The sequence below is a fragment of the Pseudomonas sp. NY15374 genome, from assembly GCF_048068255.1.
Taxonomy (GTDB): domain Bacteria; phylum Pseudomonadota; class Gammaproteobacteria; order Pseudomonadales; family Pseudomonadaceae; genus Aquipseudomonas; species Aquipseudomonas machongensis.
Map to the genome: position 1 here is coordinate 358,098 of NZ_JBLUPZ010000001.1, position 19,176 is coordinate 377,273.

At 65.9% G+C, this 19,176-nt stretch carries 16 protein-coding genes; 11 read left to right on the top strand and 5 right to left on the bottom strand.

Annotated features, from left to right (window positions below):
- Positions 1 to 46: 46 nt before the first annotated feature.
- Positions 47 to 706 (bottom strand): HAD family hydrolase, encoded by a 660-nt coding sequence (locus ACNFHO_RS01885; RefSeq protein WP_063545272.1) that lies wholly within the window; start codon positions 704 to 706, stop codon positions 47 to 49.
- Between the two features lie 94 nt (positions 707 to 800).
- Between ACNFHO_RS01885 and lexA the strand changes: the two genes are divergently transcribed.
- Genes lexA through ACNFHO_RS01905 form a run of 4 tightly spaced genes read left to right on the top strand, consistent with a single transcriptional unit; the run spans position 801 to position 6,540 of the window.
- Positions 801 to 1,418, top strand: a complete 618-nt coding sequence (lexA, locus tag ACNFHO_RS01890) for a transcriptional repressor LexA (protein WP_416764972.1) — start codon at positions 801 to 803, stop codon at positions 1,416 to 1,418.
- Positions 1,418 to 2,038, top strand: a complete 621-nt coding sequence (gene imuA, locus ACNFHO_RS01895) for a translesion DNA synthesis-associated protein ImuA (protein ID WP_112898538.1) — start codon at positions 1,418 to 1,420, stop codon at positions 2,036 to 2,038. Before lexA ends, imuA begins: the two co-directional genes overlap by 1 nt.
- Positions 2,039 to 2,044: 6 nt before the next feature.
- Positions 2,045 to 3,463: a Y-family DNA polymerase gene (locus ACNFHO_RS01900; RefSeq protein ID WP_063545263.1), complete on the top strand. Its 1,419-nt coding sequence runs from the start codon at positions 2,045 to 2,047 to the stop codon at positions 3,461 to 3,463.
- Positions 3,460 to 6,540, top strand: coding sequence for an error-prone DNA polymerase (locus ACNFHO_RS01905; protein WP_416764975.1), 3,081 nt, complete (start codon positions 3,460 to 3,462; stop codon positions 6,538 to 6,540). The genes ACNFHO_RS01900 and ACNFHO_RS01905 overlap by 4 nt, the downstream gene beginning before the upstream one ends.
- On the opposite strand, the gene ACNFHO_RS01910 is transcribed toward ACNFHO_RS01905, so the two are convergent.
- Positions 6,537 to 7,955: a PLP-dependent aminotransferase family protein gene (locus ACNFHO_RS01910; protein WP_054891567.1), complete on the bottom strand. Its 1,419-nt coding sequence runs from the start codon at positions 7,953 to 7,955 to the stop codon at positions 6,537 to 6,539. The genes ACNFHO_RS01905 and ACNFHO_RS01910 overlap by 4 nt on opposite strands.
- 333 nt (positions 7,956 to 8,288) lie before the next feature.
- Here ACNFHO_RS01910 and ACNFHO_RS01915 point away from each other — a divergent pair, with 333 nt between their 5' ends.
- Complete coding sequence (locus ACNFHO_RS01915) at positions 8,289 to 9,701, top strand: amino acid permease (RefSeq protein ID WP_112898536.1); 1,413 nt, start codon at positions 8,289 to 8,291, stop codon at positions 9,699 to 9,701.
- A gap of 57 nt (positions 9,702 to 9,758) precedes the next feature.
- Here the strand turns inward: ACNFHO_RS01915 and ACNFHO_RS01920 are convergent, their stop codons facing one another.
- Positions 9,759 to 10,493: a FecR family protein gene (locus tag ACNFHO_RS01920; protein WP_063545260.1), complete on the bottom strand. Its 735-nt coding sequence runs from the start codon at positions 10,491 to 10,493 to the stop codon at positions 9,759 to 9,761.
- A gap of 151 nt (positions 10,494 to 10,644) precedes the next feature.
- Here ACNFHO_RS01920 and tam point away from each other — a divergent pair, with 151 nt between their 5' ends.
- On the top strand, positions 10,645 to 11,421 hold the full coding sequence (gene tam / locus ACNFHO_RS01925) for a trans-aconitate 2-methyltransferase (protein WP_416764977.1): 777 nt from the start codon (positions 10,645 to 10,647) through the stop codon (positions 11,419 to 11,421).
- On the opposite strand, the gene ACNFHO_RS01930 is transcribed toward tam, so the two are convergent.
- Together ACNFHO_RS01930 and ACNFHO_RS01935 are read right to left on the bottom strand one after the other, a co-directional pair.
- A complete protein-coding gene (locus ACNFHO_RS01930) occupies positions 11,411 to 11,782 on the bottom strand; it encodes a DUF2784 domain-containing protein (RefSeq protein WP_054891563.1) in 372 nt (123 codons plus the stop codon). The genes tam and ACNFHO_RS01930 overlap by 11 nt on opposite strands.
- Positions 11,783 to 11,876: 94 nt before the next feature.
- A complete protein-coding gene (locus ACNFHO_RS01935) occupies positions 11,877 to 12,746 on the bottom strand; it encodes a LysR substrate-binding domain-containing protein (RefSeq protein ID WP_416764979.1) in 870 nt (289 codons plus the stop codon).
- Positions 12,747 to 12,985: 239 nt separating this feature from the next.
- Between ACNFHO_RS01935 and ACNFHO_RS01940 the strand changes: the two genes are divergently transcribed.
- The 5 genes from ACNFHO_RS01940 (at position 12,986) to ACNFHO_RS01960 (ending at position 19,171) form a co-directional block, all read left to right on the top strand.
- Positions 12,986 to 14,302: an MFS transporter gene (locus ACNFHO_RS01940; protein ID WP_416764981.1), complete on the top strand. Its 1,317-nt coding sequence runs from the start codon at positions 12,986 to 12,988 to the stop codon at positions 14,300 to 14,302.
- A 14-nt stretch (positions 14,303 to 14,316) separates the two neighbouring features.
- A complete protein-coding gene (locus tag ACNFHO_RS01945) occupies positions 14,317 to 15,708 on the top strand; it encodes an FAD-dependent oxidoreductase (protein ID WP_063545257.1) in 1,392 nt (463 codons plus the stop codon).
- 213 nt (positions 15,709 to 15,921) lie between these two features.
- Positions 15,922 to 16,632 (top strand): YebC/PmpR family DNA-binding transcriptional regulator, encoded by a 711-nt coding sequence (locus ACNFHO_RS01950; RefSeq protein WP_063545256.1) that lies wholly within the window; start codon positions 15,922 to 15,924, stop codon positions 16,630 to 16,632.
- A gap of 74 nt (positions 16,633 to 16,706) precedes the next feature.
- Entirely contained in the window at positions 16,707 to 17,651 is a 945-nt protein-coding gene (locus ACNFHO_RS01955; protein WP_416764984.1) for a LysR family transcriptional regulator, read from the top strand.
- Positions 17,652 to 17,758: 107 nt separating this feature from the next.
- On the top strand, positions 17,759 to 19,171 hold the full coding sequence (locus tag ACNFHO_RS01960; protein WP_416764985.1) for a DOPA decarboxylase: 1,413 nt from the start codon (positions 17,759 to 17,761) through the stop codon (positions 19,169 to 19,171).
- Positions 19,172 to 19,176 lie beyond the last annotated feature (5 nt).

A 19,176-nucleotide genomic window follows, 5' to 3' on the forward strand; every position in this document is an offset into this window, starting at 1 on the left:
CGGAACACGTCGCAGCGGCGAACCGCCGCGCCTACCGAGGCGAGAGTCAAGCCTGCATCTGTTCGATCAACGCCCACAGCCGTGGGTCGTTGTAATCCTCGATCACCAGTTGCGCGCCGGCCTGCAGCAGGCGCTCGGCCGGCTGGGTGGTGGCCAGGGCCACGGTGAAGATCCCGGCGTCGACCGCCGCCTTGACGCCGGGCAGCGAGTCTTCGAAAGCCAGTGCCTGCGCGGCCTTGGCTTCCAGGCGCTGGAGGCCGGTGAGGTAGGGCAGTGGGTCGGGCTTGGGCCGGGCCAGTTCGTCGGCCACCAGCACATGCTCGAAGCGCTCGCCCAGGCCCATGGCCCCCAGCATGTGCTCGGCGTTCAGCCGCGGGGCATTGGTCACCACGCACATGCCGATGCCATGGCGCTCGGCGTGCTCCAGCAGGCGCAGCAGGCCCGGCATCGGCTCGAGCGTGGGCGACATTTCGCGGAACAGCGCCTCCTTGCGGTCGGCCAGGTGCTTGCACTCGGCGGCATCGGCCTGGGGGAACAGCTCCTTGAACAGCAGGCCATTGGAGCGGCCGCTGACCTGGGCGTTGAATTGCTCCTGGGTCAGTTCGCGGCCGTCGTAATCGTGCAGCAGCTTGCGAAACGCCTGCAGGTGCAGGGTGTCGGTGTCGGTGAGGGTCCCATCGAGGTCGAACAGCAGGGCGGTCAGCATCGGGCATCCTGGCAGTGAAGAAACAATTCAGCAGCCATCATAGCCAAACTCGGCGACGAAGGGGGCTGTTCAGTGTTTTCGGAAAAGAGTACAAATGTGCTCTATGGACAAACTATCCCCCAAACGCCGCGCCATTCTCGAATTCATCCGCGAGCGCATCGCCGACCACGGCCAGCCGCCGAGCCTGGCCGATATCGCCGAGCGCTTCGGTTTCGCCTCGCGCAGCGTGGCGCGCAAGCACATCACTGCCCTGCATGAGGGTGGTTACATCGAGGTCACGCCTAACCAGGCGCGGGGTATTCGCCTGGCCGAACCGCTGCGCCGACCGGAAATCCTCGAGATTCCGGTGCTTGGCCGGGTCGCCGCCGGTGCGCCGATCGGTCCGGACCTGGGCATCCACGAACAATTGCTGATCGACCCCAGCCTGTTCCGCCGCACGCCCGACTACCTGCTCAAGGTGCGCGGCGATTCGATGATCGGCGACGGTATCCTCGACGGCGATCTGGTCGGCATTCTCCAGCAGGGCGATGCTCGCGACGGGCAGATCGTCGTTGCACGGCTCGATGGCGAGGTCACCATCAAGCGCCTGGAACGGGTGGCGGGTGGCTATCGGCTGCTGCCACGCAACCCGGCCTATGCCCCCATCGACGTGGGCCCCGAGCACGACTTCTGCATCGAAGGTGTGTTCTGCGGCCTGCTGAGGCGTGACTGATGGGCGCGGTAGTCGATCTCGATGGGTTGCTCGACCAGCGCCGAATCTGGCGTGGGCGGCAGGTCCAGGCGCGCCCGCTCGGCTTGCAGCCCACTGGTCATGCCGCGCTGGACGAGCGCCTGCCTGAAGGGGGCTGGCCATCGGCGGCGCTCAGCGAGTTGCTGCTGGCCAGCCCCGGTTGTGGTGAACTGCAGTTGCTCTGGCCGACCCTCGCCCGGCTGAGCGGCGAGGGTGGGCGGGTGGTGCTGGTAGCGCCGCCGTTCATTCCCTATGCGCCGGCCTGGCAGGCGGCAGGCGTCGATCTGCGCTGGCTGGCGCAGGTCGCGGCCGAGCCAGACGAGGCCCTGTGGGCTGCCGAGCAGTGCCTGCGCTCTGGCAGTTGTGCGGCGGTGCTGTGCTGGCCGGAGCGCGCCGATGACCGCTCATTGCGCCGCTTGCAGGTCGCCGCTGAAACCGGTGAGGCGCTGGCCTTCGCCTGCCGACCCCAGCAGGCGGCGCACAACCCGTCGCCTGCGGCTTTGCGTATCGCCCTCGATACGCGTCCGGCACAGTGGCGAGTGCTCAAGTGCCGTGGCGGCCTGGTGCCGGCCACGCCCATCGCCGCTCCCGGACGAGGCTGATGCGCCATGCTCTGGGCCTGCATCCTGCTGCCGCAGCTGGCGCTGGACACTGTTCAGCGCGGGCGGGACGACGCCGATTCGCCGCTGGTCCTGCTTGGCGGCCCAGCGCAACGACGGGTGTTGCAGGCGGTCAATGCGGCGGCCGCCGACCTGGGGCTGCGCGCTGGGCAGACGCTGACTGCCGCCCGGGCTCTGGCTGACGGCTTCACCTGTGTCGAGGCCGATCCGGCGCGCATCGACGAAGTACAGCAACTGTTAGCGGCCTGGGCCTATCGGTTCAGCGCTCAGGTCAGCCTGCACTATCCGCGTGCGTTGTTGCTGGAGGTGGGGTCGAGCCTGCAACTGTTCGGTCCGTGGGCGAGTTTCGAGGCGCGTCTGCGTACAGAACTGCAGGAACTCGGCCTGCGTCATCGCATTGTGCTGGCGAGCAATCCGGTGGCGGCGCGCATGCTGGTCAACGGGCACGATGGCCTGGCGCTGACCTGCGCCGAGCAGACGCGCGCAGCATTGGCGAACATGCCTCTGGATCGGGTCGGCTTGCCTGCCGATGCCGCCCAGGCCCTCTCGCGCATGGGGTTGCGCCGGCTGGGCGAGGTCATGGCCTTGCCGCGTGATGCCCTGGCCAAGCGTTTTGCTGCGCCTGTGCAGTTGCACCTGGACCAACTCTTCGGCCAGCGTGCGCTGGGGCTGGATTTCTATCAGCCGCCAGACCGGTTCGAGTCCAGGCTGGAGCTGAATTTCGATGTGGAATCGCACCAGGCATTACTGTTTCCCCTGCGCCGGCTGATCAATGATCTGGCCGCTTTTCTTGCCGGGCGTGACTGCGGTGTGCAGCGCTTCGAGCTACATCTGGAGCATGTAGAAGGGCCGGATACCGTGCTGAAGGTCGGCTTGCTGGCGGCCGAGCGCGAAGCGGCGATGCTCTTCGAACTGGCCCGTGGCCGGCTGGAACCGCTGCGCATTCCGGCGCCGGTGCGCAACGTGCGCCTGCTGGCCGCCGACCTGCCAGCGTTCGTGCCACAGCATCGCGCGCTGTTCGATCCGCGTTCGCAGCAAGCCCAGCCCTGGGAGCAGTTGCGCGAGCGCTTGCGTGCCCGGTTGGGCGACGAGGCGGTCATGGGGCTGCGCGCCGAAGCCGATCATCGTCCCGAGCATGCCTGGCAGGCCAGCGAGCAGGGCGCTGCGGGCAGCCTGGCGGTCGCGCCCGGCAGCCGTCCTGGCTGGTTGCTGCCCCAGGCACTGGCCTTGCCCGAGGGCGGCCTGCAATGGCTTGGCCAAGCCGAGCGCATCGAATCGGGCTGGTGGGATGGCGGTGATGTGCGCCGCGACTACTACCGCATCGAAACCCGCGAAGGGTTGCGCGGTTGGGCCTACCGCGACCTCGCCCAACCCGGCCCCTTGTGGCTGCAGGGCTGGTTCGCATGAGCCTGCCTGAGTACGCCGAGCTGCATTGCCTGTCGAATTTCAGTTTTCAGCGCGGTGCCTCCAGCGCCGACGAGCTGTTTCGTCGTGCCCAAGAGCAGGGCTATCAGGCCCTGGCAATCACCGACGAATGTACCCTGGCCGGGATTGTCCGCGCCTGGCAGGCGGCCCGCGAGCATGGCGTACGGCTGATCGTCGGCAGCGAAGTGCAGGTGCAGGATGGGCCGCGCCTGGTGCTGCTGGTGGAGAACCTGACCGGCTACCAGAGCCTCTGCGCGCTCATTACCCGCGCGCGGCGCCGGGCAGAGAAGGGCGAGTATCGATTGCTGGCCGAAGACCTGCAGGCGCATTGCTCAGGCTTGCTGGCGCTGTGGATCGCTGACGACCCTGGCGACCCCGAACCCGGCCGCTGGTTGCAGGCACTGTTCCCCGAGCGGCTGTGGCTGGCAGTGCACCAGCACCGTGGCAGCGACGACGCAGCGCGCTTGCAGCGTTTGCGTACCCTGGCCGGGCAACTGGCGATTCGCGCCGTGGCCTGTGGCGACGTGCACATGCATGTCCGTGGTCGTCGCGCCTTGCAGGACTGCATGACGGCGATCCGCCAGCACTGCACGGTGGCCGAGGCCGGGCGTTACCTCTACCCCAATGGCGAACGCCACCTGCGCAGCCGCGAGCAACTGGCCGAGCTGCACCCCGGCGACCTGCTGAGCGAAACCCTGGTCATTGCCGAGCGCTGCCGCTTCGACCTCAGCGAGCTGAAGTACCAGTACCCCCGTGAGCTGGTCCCGGAAGGCCACAGCCCGGCGAGCTGGTTGCGTCACCTGTGCGAGCAGCGCCTGTCGATACGCTGGCCGCAGGGCGCCAGCGCCGAGGTGTACCAGACCCTCGAAGGCGAGCTGGCGCTGATCGAGGAGTTGGGCTACGAGAGTTACTTCCTCACCGTCTACGACATCGTCGATTTCGCCCGTCGACAAAACATTCTCTGCCAGGGGCGGGGATCTGCCGCCAACTCGGTGGTGTGTTTCGTGCTGGGGATCACCGAGCTCGACCCGATGACTCACCGCCTGCTGTTCGAGCGCTTTCTCTCACGTGAGCGCAATGAACCGCCCGACATCGACGTGGACTTCGAACACGACCGCCGCGAAGAGGTGATCCAGTATGTGTTCAGGCGCTATGGCCGGCACCGCGCGGCGCTTACCGCGGTGGTCAGCACCTATCACGCTGCTGGCGCCGTGCGTGACGTGGCTCGGGTGCTGGGTCTGCCGAGCGACCAGGTGGATGCCCTGGCCAAATGCTGCGGGCGCTGGAGCGATCGCATTCCCGATGCGCAGCGCCTGGCCGAGGCTGGTTTCGAGGCGCAGAGCCCATCGTTGCGGCGTATCCTGGTGCTGGCGGGTGAGTTGATCGGTTTCCCTCGACACCTGTCGCAGCACCCTGGCGGTTTCGTGATCTGCGAGCAGCCACTGGACCAGCTGGTGCCGGTGGAGAACGCCGCCATGCCCGAGCGCACGGTGATCCAGTGGGACAAGGACGACCTGGACATGGTGGGTCTGCTCAAGGTCGATGTGCTTGCCCTGGGCATGCTCAGCGCCCTGCGCCGTTGTTTCGATCTGCTCCGGCTGCACCGTGGGCGCGAGCTGACCCTGGCCAGCATCCCCCAGGAAGACCCCGCCACCTACGCGATGATCAGCCGCGCCGAGACCATGGGGGTGTTCCAGATCGAGTCTCGGGCACAGATGGCCATGCTGCCGCGCCTGCAGCCGCGCACCTTCTACGACCTGGTCATCGAGGTGGCGATCGTGCGGCCCGGGCCGATCCAGGGGGACATGGTGCATCCCTATCTGCGGCGGCGTCTGAAGCAAGAGCCGGTCACCTATCCTTCGGAAAAGCTCAAGGCGGTCTTCAAGCGCACGCTGGGTGTGCCGTTGTTCCAGGAACAGGTAATGGAACTGGCGATGGTCGCGGCCGACTACACCCCAGGCGAAGCCGACCAGTTGCGCCGCAGCATGGCGGCGTGGAAGCGTCATGGCGGGCTGGAGCCGCATCGGCTGCGTTTGCTCGACGGCATGTTGCGCAATGGTTACGAGCTGGCCTTTGCCGAACGCATCTTCGAGCAGATCAAGGGGTTCGGCAGCTATGGCTTCCCCGAGTCCCACGCCGCCAGTTTCGCCTTGCTGTGCTACGCCAGCAGTTGGCTCAAGTGCCACGAGCCGGCGATCTTCACCTGCGCGTTGATCAACAGTTGGCCCATGGGGTTCTACAGCCCCGACCAGCTTTTGCAGGAGGCCCGTCGCCAGGGCATCGAGGTGCGACCGGTGGATGTCGTTCACAGCGTCTGGGACTGCACCCTGGAACCGCAAGGCGGTGATGCCCTGGCGATTCGCCTGGGGCTGCGGCAGGTCCGTGGTTTCGGCGAGGACGATGCCCGGCGCCTGGAGCAGGCGCGGGCGCAGCGGCCATGGCGGGATGTCGAGGATCTGTGCCTGCGTGCGTCCCTCGACAGCCGCGCCCGCGCGCGCCTGGCCGATGCCGGTGCCTTGCGTGCCCTGGCTCGCGATCGCCATCAGGCGCGCTGGCAGGTCGCTGCCGTGCAGGCGCAACTGCCGTTGTTCGCTGGGGTCGAGTCTGCGCCTGAAAGCGAAGTGAGCTTGCCGGCGCCGAGCATCGCCGAAGACCTGTTCGCCGACTACGCGACCCTGGGCACCACACTTGGCCCGCATCCCTTGACGCTGCTGCGTTCACGCCTGCGCGCGCTGGGTTGCCGCAGCTCTCGTGAGCTGGATGGCTTGAGCCATGGCGACAGCGTTGCCGTGGCCGGCATCGTCGTGGGTCGCCAGCGCCCCCAGACGGCCAGCGGCGTGACCTTCGTCACCCTGGAAGACGAGTTCGGCATGCTCAACGTGGTGGTGTGGCGGGATCTGGCCGAGCGACAGCGGCGAGCCCTGGTGGGCTCGCAATTGCTCAAGGTCAGTGGCCGCCTGGAGCAGGAAAAGGGTGTCAGACACCTGATCGCGCGGCGGTTGGAGGATGTCAGTGGGTTATTGCGGGGGTTGGATGTAAGGAGTCGGGATTTTCATTAGCCTCGCCTGACATGCCGCACCAACACCTTCTCCAGCAACTCCCACATCCCGGGATCCGTACTGAACGCCACATTGAACCGCATCCACCCCGTGGCCTGCGCATCGACCATGAACAATTGCCCAGGCCCAAGCATGATCCCCTGTTCCAGCGCATCGTCGAGCAGCGCCGCACTATCGGGAATGGCCGGGTGGCGGGTCCAGATGTACATGCCTTCGTCCGACTCGATGAACAGCTCGAAGCCCAGCCGATGCAGGTGTCTACCCACTTCCTGATGCGCTTCTGCCAGGCGCTGGCGCAGGCGCTTGAGGTGCTTGCGCCAGCGACCGTCGATCACTGCGGCGTACACCACCCGCTCCATCACCTGCGAGGTGGTCAGCCCTGAACGCATCTTCAGCTGCAACAGCTGCTGCATCACTTCGGCTTCGGCCACCAGGTAGCCCACCCGCACGTTGGGCGAGATGCTCTTGGAGTAGCTGCCCACGTATACCACCTGCTGCAGATGATCGAGGCTGGCAAGGCACGGCTGTGGCTCGGCGATCATGTCGGCGTAGAGGTTGTTCTCCACCAGGCGCAAACCATGCTGCGACGCCAGTTGCAGCAGGCGGTGCAACTGCGCGAGCGGCGTGCGCGAACAGGTCGGGCTGTGCAGGTGTGGCTGGGTGAAGAACACCGTCGGGCGATGGTGGGCGAGCAAGCGCTCCAACTGGTCGAGGTCGTAGCCCACCGGTGTGCGGGGGACGCCCACCAAGGTCGCGCCCTGAAAGCGCAGGATGCTCATCAGGTTGGGATAGCCTGGGTCGTCCACCAGCACCACGTCACCCGGTCGCACCAGGGTGCGCACGGCCAGGTCCAGCGCCTGGCTGGCGCCATGGGTGAGCATCAGTTGCGCAGGGCTGGCGACGATCGACAGCTCCTGCTGCAGGTTCTGCGCGGTCAGCGCGCGCAGTTCAGGCAGGCCCATCGGATCACCATAGCCAGACAGCTCCAGCGGGCTGCCGGCCACCTGGCGCATGCCGCGACGCAAGCCATCTTCGTACATCCAGTCGTTGGGCAGCCAGCCGCAGCCGGGTTTGAACGGCAGTTGGCGGGTTTCGAAGATCTGTTGCAGGTACCACTCGGAGTTGAACGATGGTCGGGTTGTGTCAGCTTGCGGGGTATGCGTGTCGAGCAACTCGCCCGCCGAGCGGCTGACGAAGAAACCCGCGTTGCCGCGACTGACCAGCAGCCCCTGGGCCACCAGGCGGTCGTAGGCTTCGACCACGGTGAAGGTGCTCACCGAGTAGGTCGAGGCAAACGCGCGGATAGACGGCACCTTGGCGCCGGGCTTGAGGGTCTGGTTGTCGATGAGCTCGCGCAACCCGTCGATGATCTGGTTGACCAGCGGGGTAGGGGAGTCTGGATGTAGTCGCAGCATGGGGTGCCTTCAGGTGTGCGTAACGCCAAGCGCCTGCAGGGTGTCGCGGGTGTATTGCATTGGCGGCCTGTACAGTGCAGTGCGAGTTTCATGCCACTGTGCATGGCTCTATGTGGCGGACATTTTTACATTAGGTGTCAGATATCGCCAGATGCAACACGTTCAGTTCGCCCGAGCGGCAACCCTCGGGCGCGTCAGCAGGCCGCCATGGATGGTCTGCGTGTGTTCTTCACACCTCCTGCCCGCAATAGCGCTGATGTACAGGTGAGGCCGATAACCATCGGGGTTTCACAGTTTTTCCTTGGATAAAAAGAAGCACGGGGTACACAACTGATGGACGCAACATCCACATCCACCACCTCCGCGGAAGGCGGGCACGAGAGCAAGCTCAGTGCCTCGCTCAAGTCGCGCCACCTGACGATGATGTCGATCGCCGGGGTCATTGGCGGCGCCTTGTTCGTCGGCTCCGGCAGCGTGATCCACAGCGCCGGCCCAGCGGCTGTCCTGGCGTACCTCGCCGGCGGCATCCTGGTGGTGCTGATCATGCGCATGCTCGGCGAGATGGCGACCTCCTCGCCGGACACCGGCTCGTTCTCCACCTACGCCGACCGCGCCATCGGGCGCTGGGCCGGTTTCACCATCGGTTGGCTGTACTGGTGGTACTGGGTCATCCTCATGGCCTGGGAAGCCTACGTGGCGGGCAAGATCCTGCATGGCTTCTTCCCTGGTGTCAGCGTCAACGTGTTCGTGCTGGCGACCACCTTGCTGTTGATCACCGTGAACTTCTTCAACGTCAAGCACTACGGCGAGTTCGAGTTCTGGTTCGCCTTGATCAAGGTGGTGGCGATCGTCTGTTTCCTGGTGGTGTGTACCGCCGCAGTGATGAACGTCTGGCAGTTCGGTGAGGTGCGCGGCATCACCCACCTGACCGCCGAAGGCTTCATGCCCAACGGCATCACCACGGTGATCGGCGCCTTGCTCGGAGTGATGTTCGCCTTCCTCGGTGCCGAGATCGTGACCATCGCGGCTTCGGAAGCGAAGGACCCGGCTACCCAGATCGTCAAGGCCACCAACTCGGTGGTGTGGCGTGTGTGCCTGTTCTACGTCGGCTCGATCTTCCTGATCGTCTGCCTGGTGCCGTGGAACGATCCGCACCTGGGCGTTTCCGGCTATGGCGCCTACCGTCGCACCCTGGAACTGCTGGGTGTGCCGTATGCCGAGTTGCTGATGAACTTCGTGGTGTTGACCTCGGTGAGCAGTTGCCTGATCTCCGGCCACTACACCGCTTCACGCATGCTCTTCTCGCTGTCGCAGCGCGGTGATGCACCGTCGTTCTTCAAGATCACCCGCACCGGGACCGGCGTGCCGGTATACGCGATCCTCGGCTCCTGCGCCGTGGCGGTGGTCTGTGCGCTGATCAACTTCAGCGAGACCCTGCGCCCGAAGGATGTGCTGGAAACCCTGATGAACACTACCGGCATGATCGCCCTGCTGGTGTACCTGGTGATCGCCTTCTCGCAGCTGCGCATGCGCCGCAAGCTGATCGCCGAGGGCCGTGAGGTGCGCCTGAAGATGTGGCTGTTCCCCTGGCTGACCTACCTGGTGATCGCTTTCATTGTTGCCGCACTGGTGACCATGGCCTTCATGCCTGACTACCAGATCCTGGTGATCTCCACCGGTATCGCCGCGGCCATCGTGGTGGCCATGGGTGTGGTGCATCAGATCCGTAGCGCCAAGCGGCACTGATCGCTACCTGGGTTGTACTGAAAACGCGGCCGGCTCCTCCAGGGACCGGCCGCGTTTTCATTTGCGCCGCACCACCGTCAGCCAATCGGTGTAACGGGCGACCTTGATCGGCAGGGTGGCCTGCAGGTCATCCAGGGCCTGGTCGGTGTCGTCCAGGGCCAGGTCGTCGGCGACCTTCAGGTTGGCCAGCGAGGGGGCATCGAACAGCAGCAGGCCACGGTGGTGCCGGGCCAGGCGCTCGAGGGTTTCGTTCAATGGCTGACCATCGCCGGGTAGGCGCTCCAGGTACCAGGCTGCCTGGGTATCGCCGGTATCGACCTGGGTCAGGGTGCCGGGGGTGATGCCATCGAAGCGCAACTGCTGGCCGCGGTTGAGCGAGCGTTGGCGGTCGTTGCCCGCCAGTTCGACCCGCCCCTCCAGCACGGTGACTTCGCTGCTGTCCTGCAGCCGTTCGACGATCAGTTTCGCGTCCAGCGGCCGCAGGCTGCCGTGTGGGGTGACGATGAACAGCGGGCGGGTATCGCCCCGCGCCACCTCCAGCAACAGTTGGCCCTTGAGCAGGTCGATCCGTCGCTGGGCGCGGTCGAACGTCAGGTCCACGGCCGACCCGTTGTCCAGGGTCAACAGGCTGCCGTCCTCCAGTTGCCGGGTCAGGCGGTTCTGGCTGTCGGTGGACAGGTCGGACAGCTCGAAGCCCTGGCCCATCCAGGGCGAGGCGAGCAGGAAGGAGGCGCCGATCAACGCAAGGATGGCCAGAGGCAGGGCAAGACGCGGATAGGGGAAGGCATTCATGGCAAGCGACGTGTGGAGGTTATGCGGATGACCTCCAGCATAGGCTGTCGGTTCCTGTTTTCGTTCAGGCGAAGCGGATCGGTCAGACCGATACCCCGGACGTTCGGGAAAAGGCCTATGCTAGCGCTTCCAACTGCCGAAGGAGTCGCCCATGGCCTGGTCCGCCACCCAATATTCGCTCTTCGAAAATGAACGCACCCGCGCCGTGCGCGATCTGCTCGCGGCCGTGCCACCGCGGCCGGTGCGCCATGCCACTGACCTTGGTTGCGGCCCTGGCAACTCCACCGAGGTCTTGCTGCAACAGCATGGCGACGCCCAGGTGCTGGCCTTGGACAGCGACCAGGACATGATCGACAAGGCGCGCGAGCGACCACGCCTGAAGGTGCCGCGGGTGCGTTGCGAGGTAGCCGACATCGCCACCTGGAAGGCTGACGAACCTCAGGACCTGATCCTCGCCAACGCGTCGTTGCAATGGGTGCCGAACCACCGTGAGCTGTACCCGCACCTGATCCGCCAGCTTTCCGAGGGTGGCAGCCTGGCGGTGCAGACCCCAGACAACCTTGACGAGCCTGCCCACAAGCGCATGCGCGAGATTGCCAGCCAAGGCCCGTGGAAAGACAAGTTCAGCGATTTTTCCTTGCCACCGCGACACAGCGGCGCGTTCTACTACGACCTGCTGAGCCCGCTGTGCGAACGCGTGGATGTGTGGCGTACCACCTATCACCATGTGCTTGAGGGCGGCGCGGGCGCCGTGGTGGAGTGGTTCAAGGGTTCGGGCCTGCGGCCGTACCTGGCGCGGCTGGACGAGGCCGAGCGCGAAAGCTTCCTGCAGCTCTACTTGCAGGCCATGGAGCAGGATTACCCGAAAGCCACCGATGGCAAGGTGTTGCTGCCGTTCCCGCGGTTGTTCGTGGTCGCTACCCGCTAGCACGCCACCCGCGCCAGAGCACATAGCCGTAGATGCCAAGGTTGAGCAGCAACACGATCAACCCGAGCAGCACCTGGATCTGCGGTGTCAGCCCGGCAGGGTAGATCAGCGGCCAGACATAGTGCTCGACGAACCCACCCTGGTAGCCAGCCTGGCCGGCTGCCAGGCGCATGCGGTTTTCCCAGCCGGTCAGCGGGCACTGTAGATGCAGGCACTCCACCGAAAGCCCCCAGGCCAGGGCCGGCAGATGCAGGAGCAGGGCGCGGCGCCAGCGCAGCACCAGCAGGCCGCCGAACAGCACCAGCAGGATGAAGGCCAGGTGCAGCAGGACGAGGGCGTCGGCGCTTAGGCGGTAGAGCATGGTGGGCGGGGTCCGCTGTGGGGCGAGTCATCAGCATAGGGCAGATTGCAGGGTTGTCGGGGCCGGCCTGATCGCAGGGACGGCACCGATGGATTCACAGCGCCTCTTGCACCATCTGCAAAAATGTCGCCACCACTCGCCGCGTGCGTTGTTCGCTCAGGCACACCAGCGTCTCGGTCAGGTGGCGTTGGCAATCAACGATGGGCAGCGCGCACACCCGTGAGTCGGCGCCGAACTCCGCCGCCGACACCACCCCCACGCCAATCCCCACCACCACCGCTTCACGCGCCGCTTCACGTCCCTCGACCTGGATGGCCGGGCGGATGCGCAGGCCCGCGCGCTGCATCTCTTCTTCCAGGGTCTGGCGTGTCACCGAGCCGGGCTCCCGCAAGACCAGCGGCGTGTCGTCCAGGTCGGCCAGGCTGATCGAGGCGCGGGTGGCCCAAGGGTGGTCCCGGGACACGAAGGCCACCATCGGGTCACGCCGTATCGGCACACAGAACAGCCGCTCGTCATCGACGTCGCGCCCGAGCAGGGCCAGGTCGGCCTGGTAGCTGAACAGGCGCGCCAGCGACTCATCGGTGTTGCCCGTCTCGATCTTGACCTGAATCCCCGGGTAGCGCTGGCAGAAGCGCGCAACCTGCGGCAGTACGTGCACGGGGGCATCCACCGCCAGCACCAGGCTGCCGGTGTGCAGGGCTCGCGAATCCTGCAGCAGCTCCAGTGCTTCGGCTTCACAGGCGAACAGGCGTTGGCTGATGCCCAGCAGGCGCTCGCCCAGGTCGGTGAGCTGCACCGAGCGCTTGTTGCGCTGGAACAGCAGCACGCCGAAGCGTTCCTCCAGCTTGCGCACCTGGTCGGACACCGCCGGCTGGGTGAGGAAGAGTTTCTCGGCGGCCCGGGTGAAGCTGCCGTGTTCGGCCACGGCGTGAAAGGCCTTGAGCTGCGCTTGCGAGACCGACATGAACACCTCGTAACAGGTTCAGTTAAAAGCTGGGCTTATGTGTGAAATACGATAAATCGATTTTATTTATCAGTCATCAGCTGGTTCCATGTCGCTCAACCCGGGGCAGCACCAAAAGCGGCTGCACCGGGCCATGGTCCAGCCAGATGACGTCCCTCCGTCATGTAGTGCGCAACACAACAACAAGACAGGCGTTTCTTCACATTCTGCCGGCACACTCAGCAAGAGGTCAGAGTCAAATGAACCAGTCTTTCGGTGCCATCAAGCGGTGGCGCATGCAGATCTTCGCCATCACCTGGCTGGCCTACGCCGCCTTCTACTTCACCCGCAAGGCCTTCTCGGTCGCCAAGCTTGGCATTGCTGAAGATCCAGGCTTCATGCTCGACAAGGCCGCCATGGCCAACCTCGACGCGATCTACCTGGCGGCCTACGCCGTGGGCCAGTTCACCTGGGGCATGCTCGCCGACCGCTTCGGCCCACGCGTGGTGGTACTCGGCGGCCTGCTGATCTCGGCCGCAGCAGCGGTGGTGATGGGCAGTTACGCGACCTTCCCGATCTTTGCCACCTGCATGCTGATCCAGGGCCTGGCGCAGTCGACCGGCTGGGCAGGGCTGTGCAAGAACATCGGCAGTTTCTTCCCGTCGTCCCAGCGTGGCCGGGTACTCGGGCTATGGAGTTCGTGCTACGCCTTTGGCGGCCTGGTGGCCTCGCCCTTTGCCGGGTGGTGGGCATACACCCTGGTTGGCAGCTGGCACGCAGCGTTTTTCTCCAGCGCCGTGGTGGTGGCAGTGGTGGCGCTGCTGTTCTTCTTCTTGCAGCGCAACAAGCCCGAAGACGTCGGCCTGCCGGCGGTGGAGCCGGAGCCGCAGAGCATGGCGCCAGGCGCGAACCTGTGCAGTGTCTGGGCGCCGCTGCGCGAAATCCTGCGCAACCGCACGGTACTCACGTTGGGTCTTGCCTACTTCATGCTCAAGCCGGCGCGCTACGCCATTCTGCTGTGGGGGCCGGTGATCGTTTTCGAGCAGATGCCCTCGGTAGGCAAGGTTGGCGCGGCGATCATTCCCACAGCCTTCGAGCTGGCCGGGTTGCTCGGCCCGATCCTGATCGGCCTGGCCTCGGACAAGCTGTTCGGTGCCCGGCGCATGCCGGCCTGCGTGATCAGCCTGGTGCTGCTGACCTTCACCCTGGCCGGTTTCATGGCCGCGATGCACAGCGGCAGTGTGGTGCTGGTCGTTGCGCTGTTGTTCGTCATGGGCCTGACCCTGTACGGACCTGACTCGATGATCAGCGGCGCGGCCGCGATCGACTTCGGTACCGCCAAGGCCGGCGCCACGGCAGCCGGGTTCGTCAATGGCTGCGGCTCGGTGGGCGCGGTGCTCGGCGGCCTGCTGCCGGGCTATTTCGACAGCGTCACGGTGTTCATCGTGTTCGCCGGTACTGCGCTGTTCTCCGCCCTGGTGCTGCTGCCGCACTGGAACAGCCGCCCGGCCAGTGCGGAGGCGGTACATGACGTGGCCCCCAATACCGGCATGGCGATCAAGCCGGTACGTACCTGAAGGAAAGTGAAACGATGAGACCGTTCTGGCTGCAACAGGCCCTGGATCCGCAAAACGAAGCGGTATGCCCGCCGCTGCAAGGTGATGTGCGCTGTGATGTGTGCATCGTCGGTGGCGGCTATACCGGCTTGTGGACCGCGCTGATGCTCAAGGAGGCGGTACCGGCGCTGGATGTGCTGCTGATCGAGGCGGATATCTGCGGCGCCGGTGCCAGCGGGCGCAATGGTGGTTGTGCGCTGTCGTGGTCGGCCAAGTACTTCACCTTGGAGCGCTTGTTCGGTGTGGCCGAGGCGGTGCGCCTGGTCCGTGAGTCGGAGCGCAGTATCGCGGCCATCGGCACGTTCTGCGCCGAACATCACATCGACTGCGACTACCGCATGGACGGCACCTTGTACACCGCCACCAATGCCGCCCAGGTCGGCAGTACCGATGCGGTGATCGCGGCGCTGCAGCGCCAGGGCATCAACTCGTTCCAGCGTCTGGCGCTGGATGAAGTGCAGCGCCGGGCAGGCTCTGACCGCCACCGGGAAGGCTGGTTCTCGCCAGCGGCCGCCACGGTACAGCCGGGCAAGCTGGTGCGTGGCCTGCGCCGGGTCGCGCTGCAGCGTGGCGTGCGCATCCACGAGGGCACGGCGATGACCAGCCTTGAGCACGGCGCCCCGGTGCAGGTGCGCACCGCCCACGGCACCGTGCGTGCCGACCGGGTCGTGCTGGGCCTGAATGCCTGGATGGCGCGACAGTTTGCGCAGTTCGAGCGCAGCGTGGCGATCGTCTCCAGCGACATGGTGATCACCGAGCCGTGCCCCGAACTGTTGCGCCAGACGGGCCTGGAGACCGGCATCAGCGTGCTCGATTCGCGCATCTTCGTGCATTACTACCACAACACACCCGACGGTCGGCTGATGCTCGGCAAGGGCGGCAATACCTTCGCCTATGGCGGGCGCATGCTGCCGGTCTTCGATCAGCCATCGCCCTATCGATCGCTGCTGAAACGGACCTTGGGCGAGTTCTTCCCGGCGCTGGCCGAGGTGCCGCTGGCCGCGAGCTGGAACGGGCCATCGGATCGCTCGGTGACCGGCTTGCCGTTCTTCGGCCGGCTGGACGGGCAGGGCAACGTGTTCTATGGCTTCGGCTATTCCGGCAGCGGGGTAGGGCCTTGCCACATGGGCGGGCAGATCCTTTCGTCGCTGGCCCTGGGGATGGACAACGCCTGGACGCGCTCGCCCCTGGTCAAGGGGCCGCTGGGGCAGTTCCCGCCGGAGCCGATCCGCTACCTGGGGTCGTTGATGGTGCGCGATGCCGTGCGGCGCAAGGAGCGCGCCGAAGACCGAGGCCTGCGCCCGCGGCGGCTGGATGTGCGGTTGGCGAAGTTCGCGGCGGCGGCGGGGAAGGCGGACAAGGGCTGAGTCGGCGTGGGCATTTTCGCGGGCAAGTCGGGTCGCCGCACCGCCGCTCCCACAGGTACCCACCGCTTGCAGGGGCGGCGGTTCGCCGCTGCGAGTTGCCCGCGAATGTCCGCCATGCGATTTCTTGTCGATCCCACCCGCGAGGGCGTATAAACTCTCCCCACTTTTGGCCGGTCGCTTCCTGAACCGGCCGCTGAGACAAAGAGAGTCGAGATGGGCGCACAGTGGAAAGCCAAGCATAGAGAAACGGCCGCCAACGCCAAGGGCAAGATCATGGGCAAGCTGGCCAAGGAGATCCAGATCGCGGCCAAGTCGGGCGCTGACCCGGATATGAACCCGCGTCTGCGCTTGGCGATCGCCCAGGCCAAGAAAGCCTCGATGACCCGCGAAACCCTCGAGCGTGCGATCAAGAAAGGCGCTGGCCTGGATGGCGAGGCGGTGCAGTACCATGCCGTCAGCTACGAGGGCTTTGCGCCTCACCAGGTGCCGCTGATCGTCGAATGCCTGACCGACAACGTGAACCGTACCGTCGCCCAGATCCGGGTGTTGTTCCGCAAGGGCCAGCTCGGCGCAAGCGGCTCGGTGGCCTGGGACTTCAACCATGTCGGCCTGATCGAGGCCACCCCGGAGGGTGATGCCGACCCGGAAATGGCCGCCATCGAAGCTGGCGCCCAGGACTTCGAGGACGGCGAGGAAGAGGGCTCGACCCTGTTCATCACCGACACCACCGACCTGGACGCGGTGCAGAAGGCCCTGCCCGAGCACGGTTTCACCGTCACCTCGGCGAAGATTGGCTATACCCCGAAAAACCCGGTGAGCGCCGCCAGCCTGAGTGCTGAAGCCCTGGCCGAGGTCGAGGCCTTCCTCGAGGCGATCGACGAGAACGAAGACGTGCAGAACGTTTATGTCGGTCTGACGGACTGACTTCCTGCCGGGCCGCCTCGCGGCCCGATGGGCCCCGCCATGGGGCCCTCCACCTCACCCGCGCAGGTCACCCCATGACCCCCACCTTCGCCTCACTGAGCCTGGCCCACCTGCGCACCCTCGATTGCCTCCTGCAATTGAAGAACCTCAGCCACGCCGCCGAGCGCCTGGGGTGCAGTCAGTCGGCCCTCAGTCGGCAGCTCGCTCACCTGCGCGATGCCTTCGGCGACCCGCTGCTGGTCCGCCAGGGGCGCGGCTATGTGCTCAGCGAACATGCCGAAACCTTGGTCGAACCCTTGCGCCAGGTGCTCGATGAGCTCAGCGCCCTGCGCCAGCCTGCCGCCTTCGACCCGGCGCGTTGCGAGCGGCGTTTCTGCATCGCTGCCTCCGACTATGTGGCCGAGCACATCCTTCCGGACCTGGTGACGGCACTGGAGCATGAGGCGCCCGGGGTGTCCCTCGAGTACCGCACCTGGCAGGCCGGCCAATACGCCTCGCTGGCCAGTGGTGAGGTCGATCTGGCCACCACACTGTTCGATGAGTCCCCGCCCAACCTGCATGGCCGGCTGCTCGGTGAAGACCGTGCGGTGTGCCTGATGGCGGGCGGGCATCCGCTGACCGCCTGCACCACGATCAGCCAGGACGACTACCTTGCCTATCGCCATGTGCGGGTATCCGGCGGCGGCGACAAGGACAGCTTCATCGACCGACACCTGCGTGCCCAGGGCCTGCAGCGACGCATGCAGCTGCAGGTGCCGTTCTTCAGTGCCATGGTGCAGGTGATCGGCAATGGTCAGGCGTTGGCCACGGTGCCGGAGCATATCGCCCGCCAGCTTTGCCGTTTGCATGGCCTGGCCTGGCGGCCGCTGGGCTTCATCGAGCACAGTCAGCGCTACTGGGTGGTCTGGCACCAGCGCTTGCAGGCCTCGGCCGAGCACCGCTGGTTGCGTAACCGGGTATTCGAGCTGTGGCGCCAGTCGTCGTTTGGCGTGCAGGGCGGGGATGCGCGGTTGCGATAGCAGCTATGCGCGAAACGGGGTTATTGCCCGATGGTGGGTTGCCTAGACTGGGCTTATTGCGGGGTGTCGGTGCTGACACCTCATCCCTTCGCCCAGGAGCCAGCCCAGTGACCCCCGAACAATTCCGCCAATACGGCCACCAGCTCATCGACCTGATCGCCGACTATCGCCAGACCGTCGGCGAGCGCCCGGTGATGGCCCAGGTCGAGCCCGGCTACCTCAAGGCCGCGCTGCCCGAGGCTGCGCCGCAGCAGGGCGAGCCGTTCGCCGCCATCCTCGATGATGTCTCCAGCCTGGTGATGCCCGGCCTGTCGCACTGGCAGCATCCGGACTTCTACGGCTACTTCCCCTCCAACGGCACGCTGTCGTCAGTTCTCGGCGACTTCCTCAGCACAGGGCTTGGCGTGCTCGGCCTGTCCTGGCAGTCCAGCCCAGCCCTGAGCGAGCTGGAGGAAACCACACTCGACTGGCTGCGCCAACTGCTGGGGCTGTCGGTGCAGTGGAGCGGGGTGATCCAGGACACGGCCTCCACCAGCACCCTGGTCGCGCTGATCAGCGCACGTGAGCGCAGCACCGACTACATCCTCGCCCGCGGCGGCCTGCAGGCCCAGGACAAGCCGCTGATCGTCTACGTCAGCGCCCATGCCCACAGCTCGGTGGACAAGGCCGCACTGCTGGCCGGGTTCGGCCGCGACAACATTCGCCAGATCGCAACGGACGAGCGCTTCGCCATGATCCCCGAAGCGCTGCAAGCCGCCATCGAGCAGGACCTGGCCGCAGGCAACCAGCCCTGCGCCGTGGTTGCCACCACCGGCACCACCGCCACCACGGCCCTGGACCCGTTGCGCCCGGTTGGTGAGATCGCCCAGGCGGCGGGGTTGTGGCTGCATGTCGATTCGGCGATGGCAGGCTCGGCGATGATCCTCCCCGAATGCCGCTGGATGTGGGACGGCATCGAGCTGGCCGACTCGGTGGTAGTCAATGCGCACAAGTGGCTGGGCGTGGCCTTCGACTGTTCGATCTATTACGTGCGCGACCCGCAGCACCTGATCCGGGTGATGAGTACCAACCCCAGCTACCTGCAGTCGTCGGTGGATGGCGAAGTGAAGAATCTGCGCGACTGGGGCATACCGCTGGGGCGGCGGTTCCGTGCGCTGAAGCTGTGGTTCATGCTGCGCAGCGAAGGGGTCGAGGCCTTGCAGCAGCGCCTGCGCCGAGACCTGGAAAATGCCCGATGGCTGGCCGAGCAGATCGCGGCGGCGCCGGGTTGGAAACTGCTGGCGCCGGTGCAGTTGCAGACCCTGTGCATTCGGCATGAACCTGAGGGGCTGGACGGTGAGGCGCTGGATGAGCACACCCGTGGCTGGGCAGACCGGCTCAATGCTTCCGGCGATGCCTACGTGACCCCGGCCACCCTGCAAGGCCGGTGGATGGTACGGGTGTCGGTCGGCGCGCTGCCGACGGAGCGGGCGGATGTGGAGCGGTTGTGGAGGAACCTGCAGGCGGTGGTCAAGGCTTGAGGTTG

Coding starts and splice junctions, on each gene's coding strand:
- ACNFHO_RS01940 (WP_416764981.1), top strand. CDS start 12,986: ATGAACCAGTCTTTCGGTGCCATCAAGCGGTGGCGCATGCAGATCTTC.
- imuA (WP_112898538.1), top strand. CDS start 1,418: ATGGGCGCGGTAGTCGATCTCGATGGGTTGCTCGACCAGCGCCGAATC.
- ACNFHO_RS01935 (WP_416764979.1), bottom strand. CDS start 12,746: ATGTCGGTCTCGCAAGCGCAGCTCAAGGCCTTTCACGCCGTGGCCGAA.
- ACNFHO_RS01950 (WP_063545256.1), top strand. CDS start 15,922: ATGGGCGCACAGTGGAAAGCCAAGCATAGAGAAACGGCCGCCAACGCC.
- ACNFHO_RS01905 (WP_416764975.1), top strand. CDS start 3,460: ATGAGCCTGCCTGAGTACGCCGAGCTGCATTGCCTGTCGAATTTCAGT.
- ACNFHO_RS01915 (WP_112898536.1), top strand. CDS start 8,289: ATGGACGCAACATCCACATCCACCACCTCCGCGGAAGGCGGGCACGAG.
- ACNFHO_RS01885 (WP_063545272.1), bottom strand. CDS start 706: ATGCTGACCGCCCTGCTGTTCGACCTCGATGGGACCCTCACCGACACC.
- ACNFHO_RS01900 (WP_063545263.1), top strand. CDS start 2,045: ATGCTCTGGGCCTGCATCCTGCTGCCGCAGCTGGCGCTGGACACTGTT.
- ACNFHO_RS01945 (WP_063545257.1), top strand. CDS start 14,317: ATGAGACCGTTCTGGCTGCAACAGGCCCTGGATCCGCAAAACGAAGCG.
- lexA (WP_416764972.1), top strand. CDS start 801: ATGTGCTCTATGGACAAACTATCCCCCAAACGCCGCGCCATTCTCGAA.
- ACNFHO_RS01920 (WP_063545260.1), bottom strand. CDS start 10,493: ATGAATGCCTTCCCCTATCCGCGTCTTGCCCTGCCTCTGGCCATCCTT.
- ACNFHO_RS01910 (WP_054891567.1), bottom strand. CDS start 7,955: ATGCTGCGACTACATCCAGACTCCCCTACCCCGCTGGTCAACCAGATC.
- ACNFHO_RS01955 (WP_416764984.1), top strand. CDS start 16,707: ATGACCCCCACCTTCGCCTCACTGAGCCTGGCCCACCTGCGCACCCTC.
- ACNFHO_RS01930 (WP_054891563.1), bottom strand. CDS start 11,782: ATGCTCTACCGCCTAAGCGCCGACGCCCTCGTCCTGCTGCACCTGGCC.
- tam (WP_416764977.1), top strand. CDS start 10,645: ATGGCCTGGTCCGCCACCCAATATTCGCTCTTCGAAAATGAACGCACC.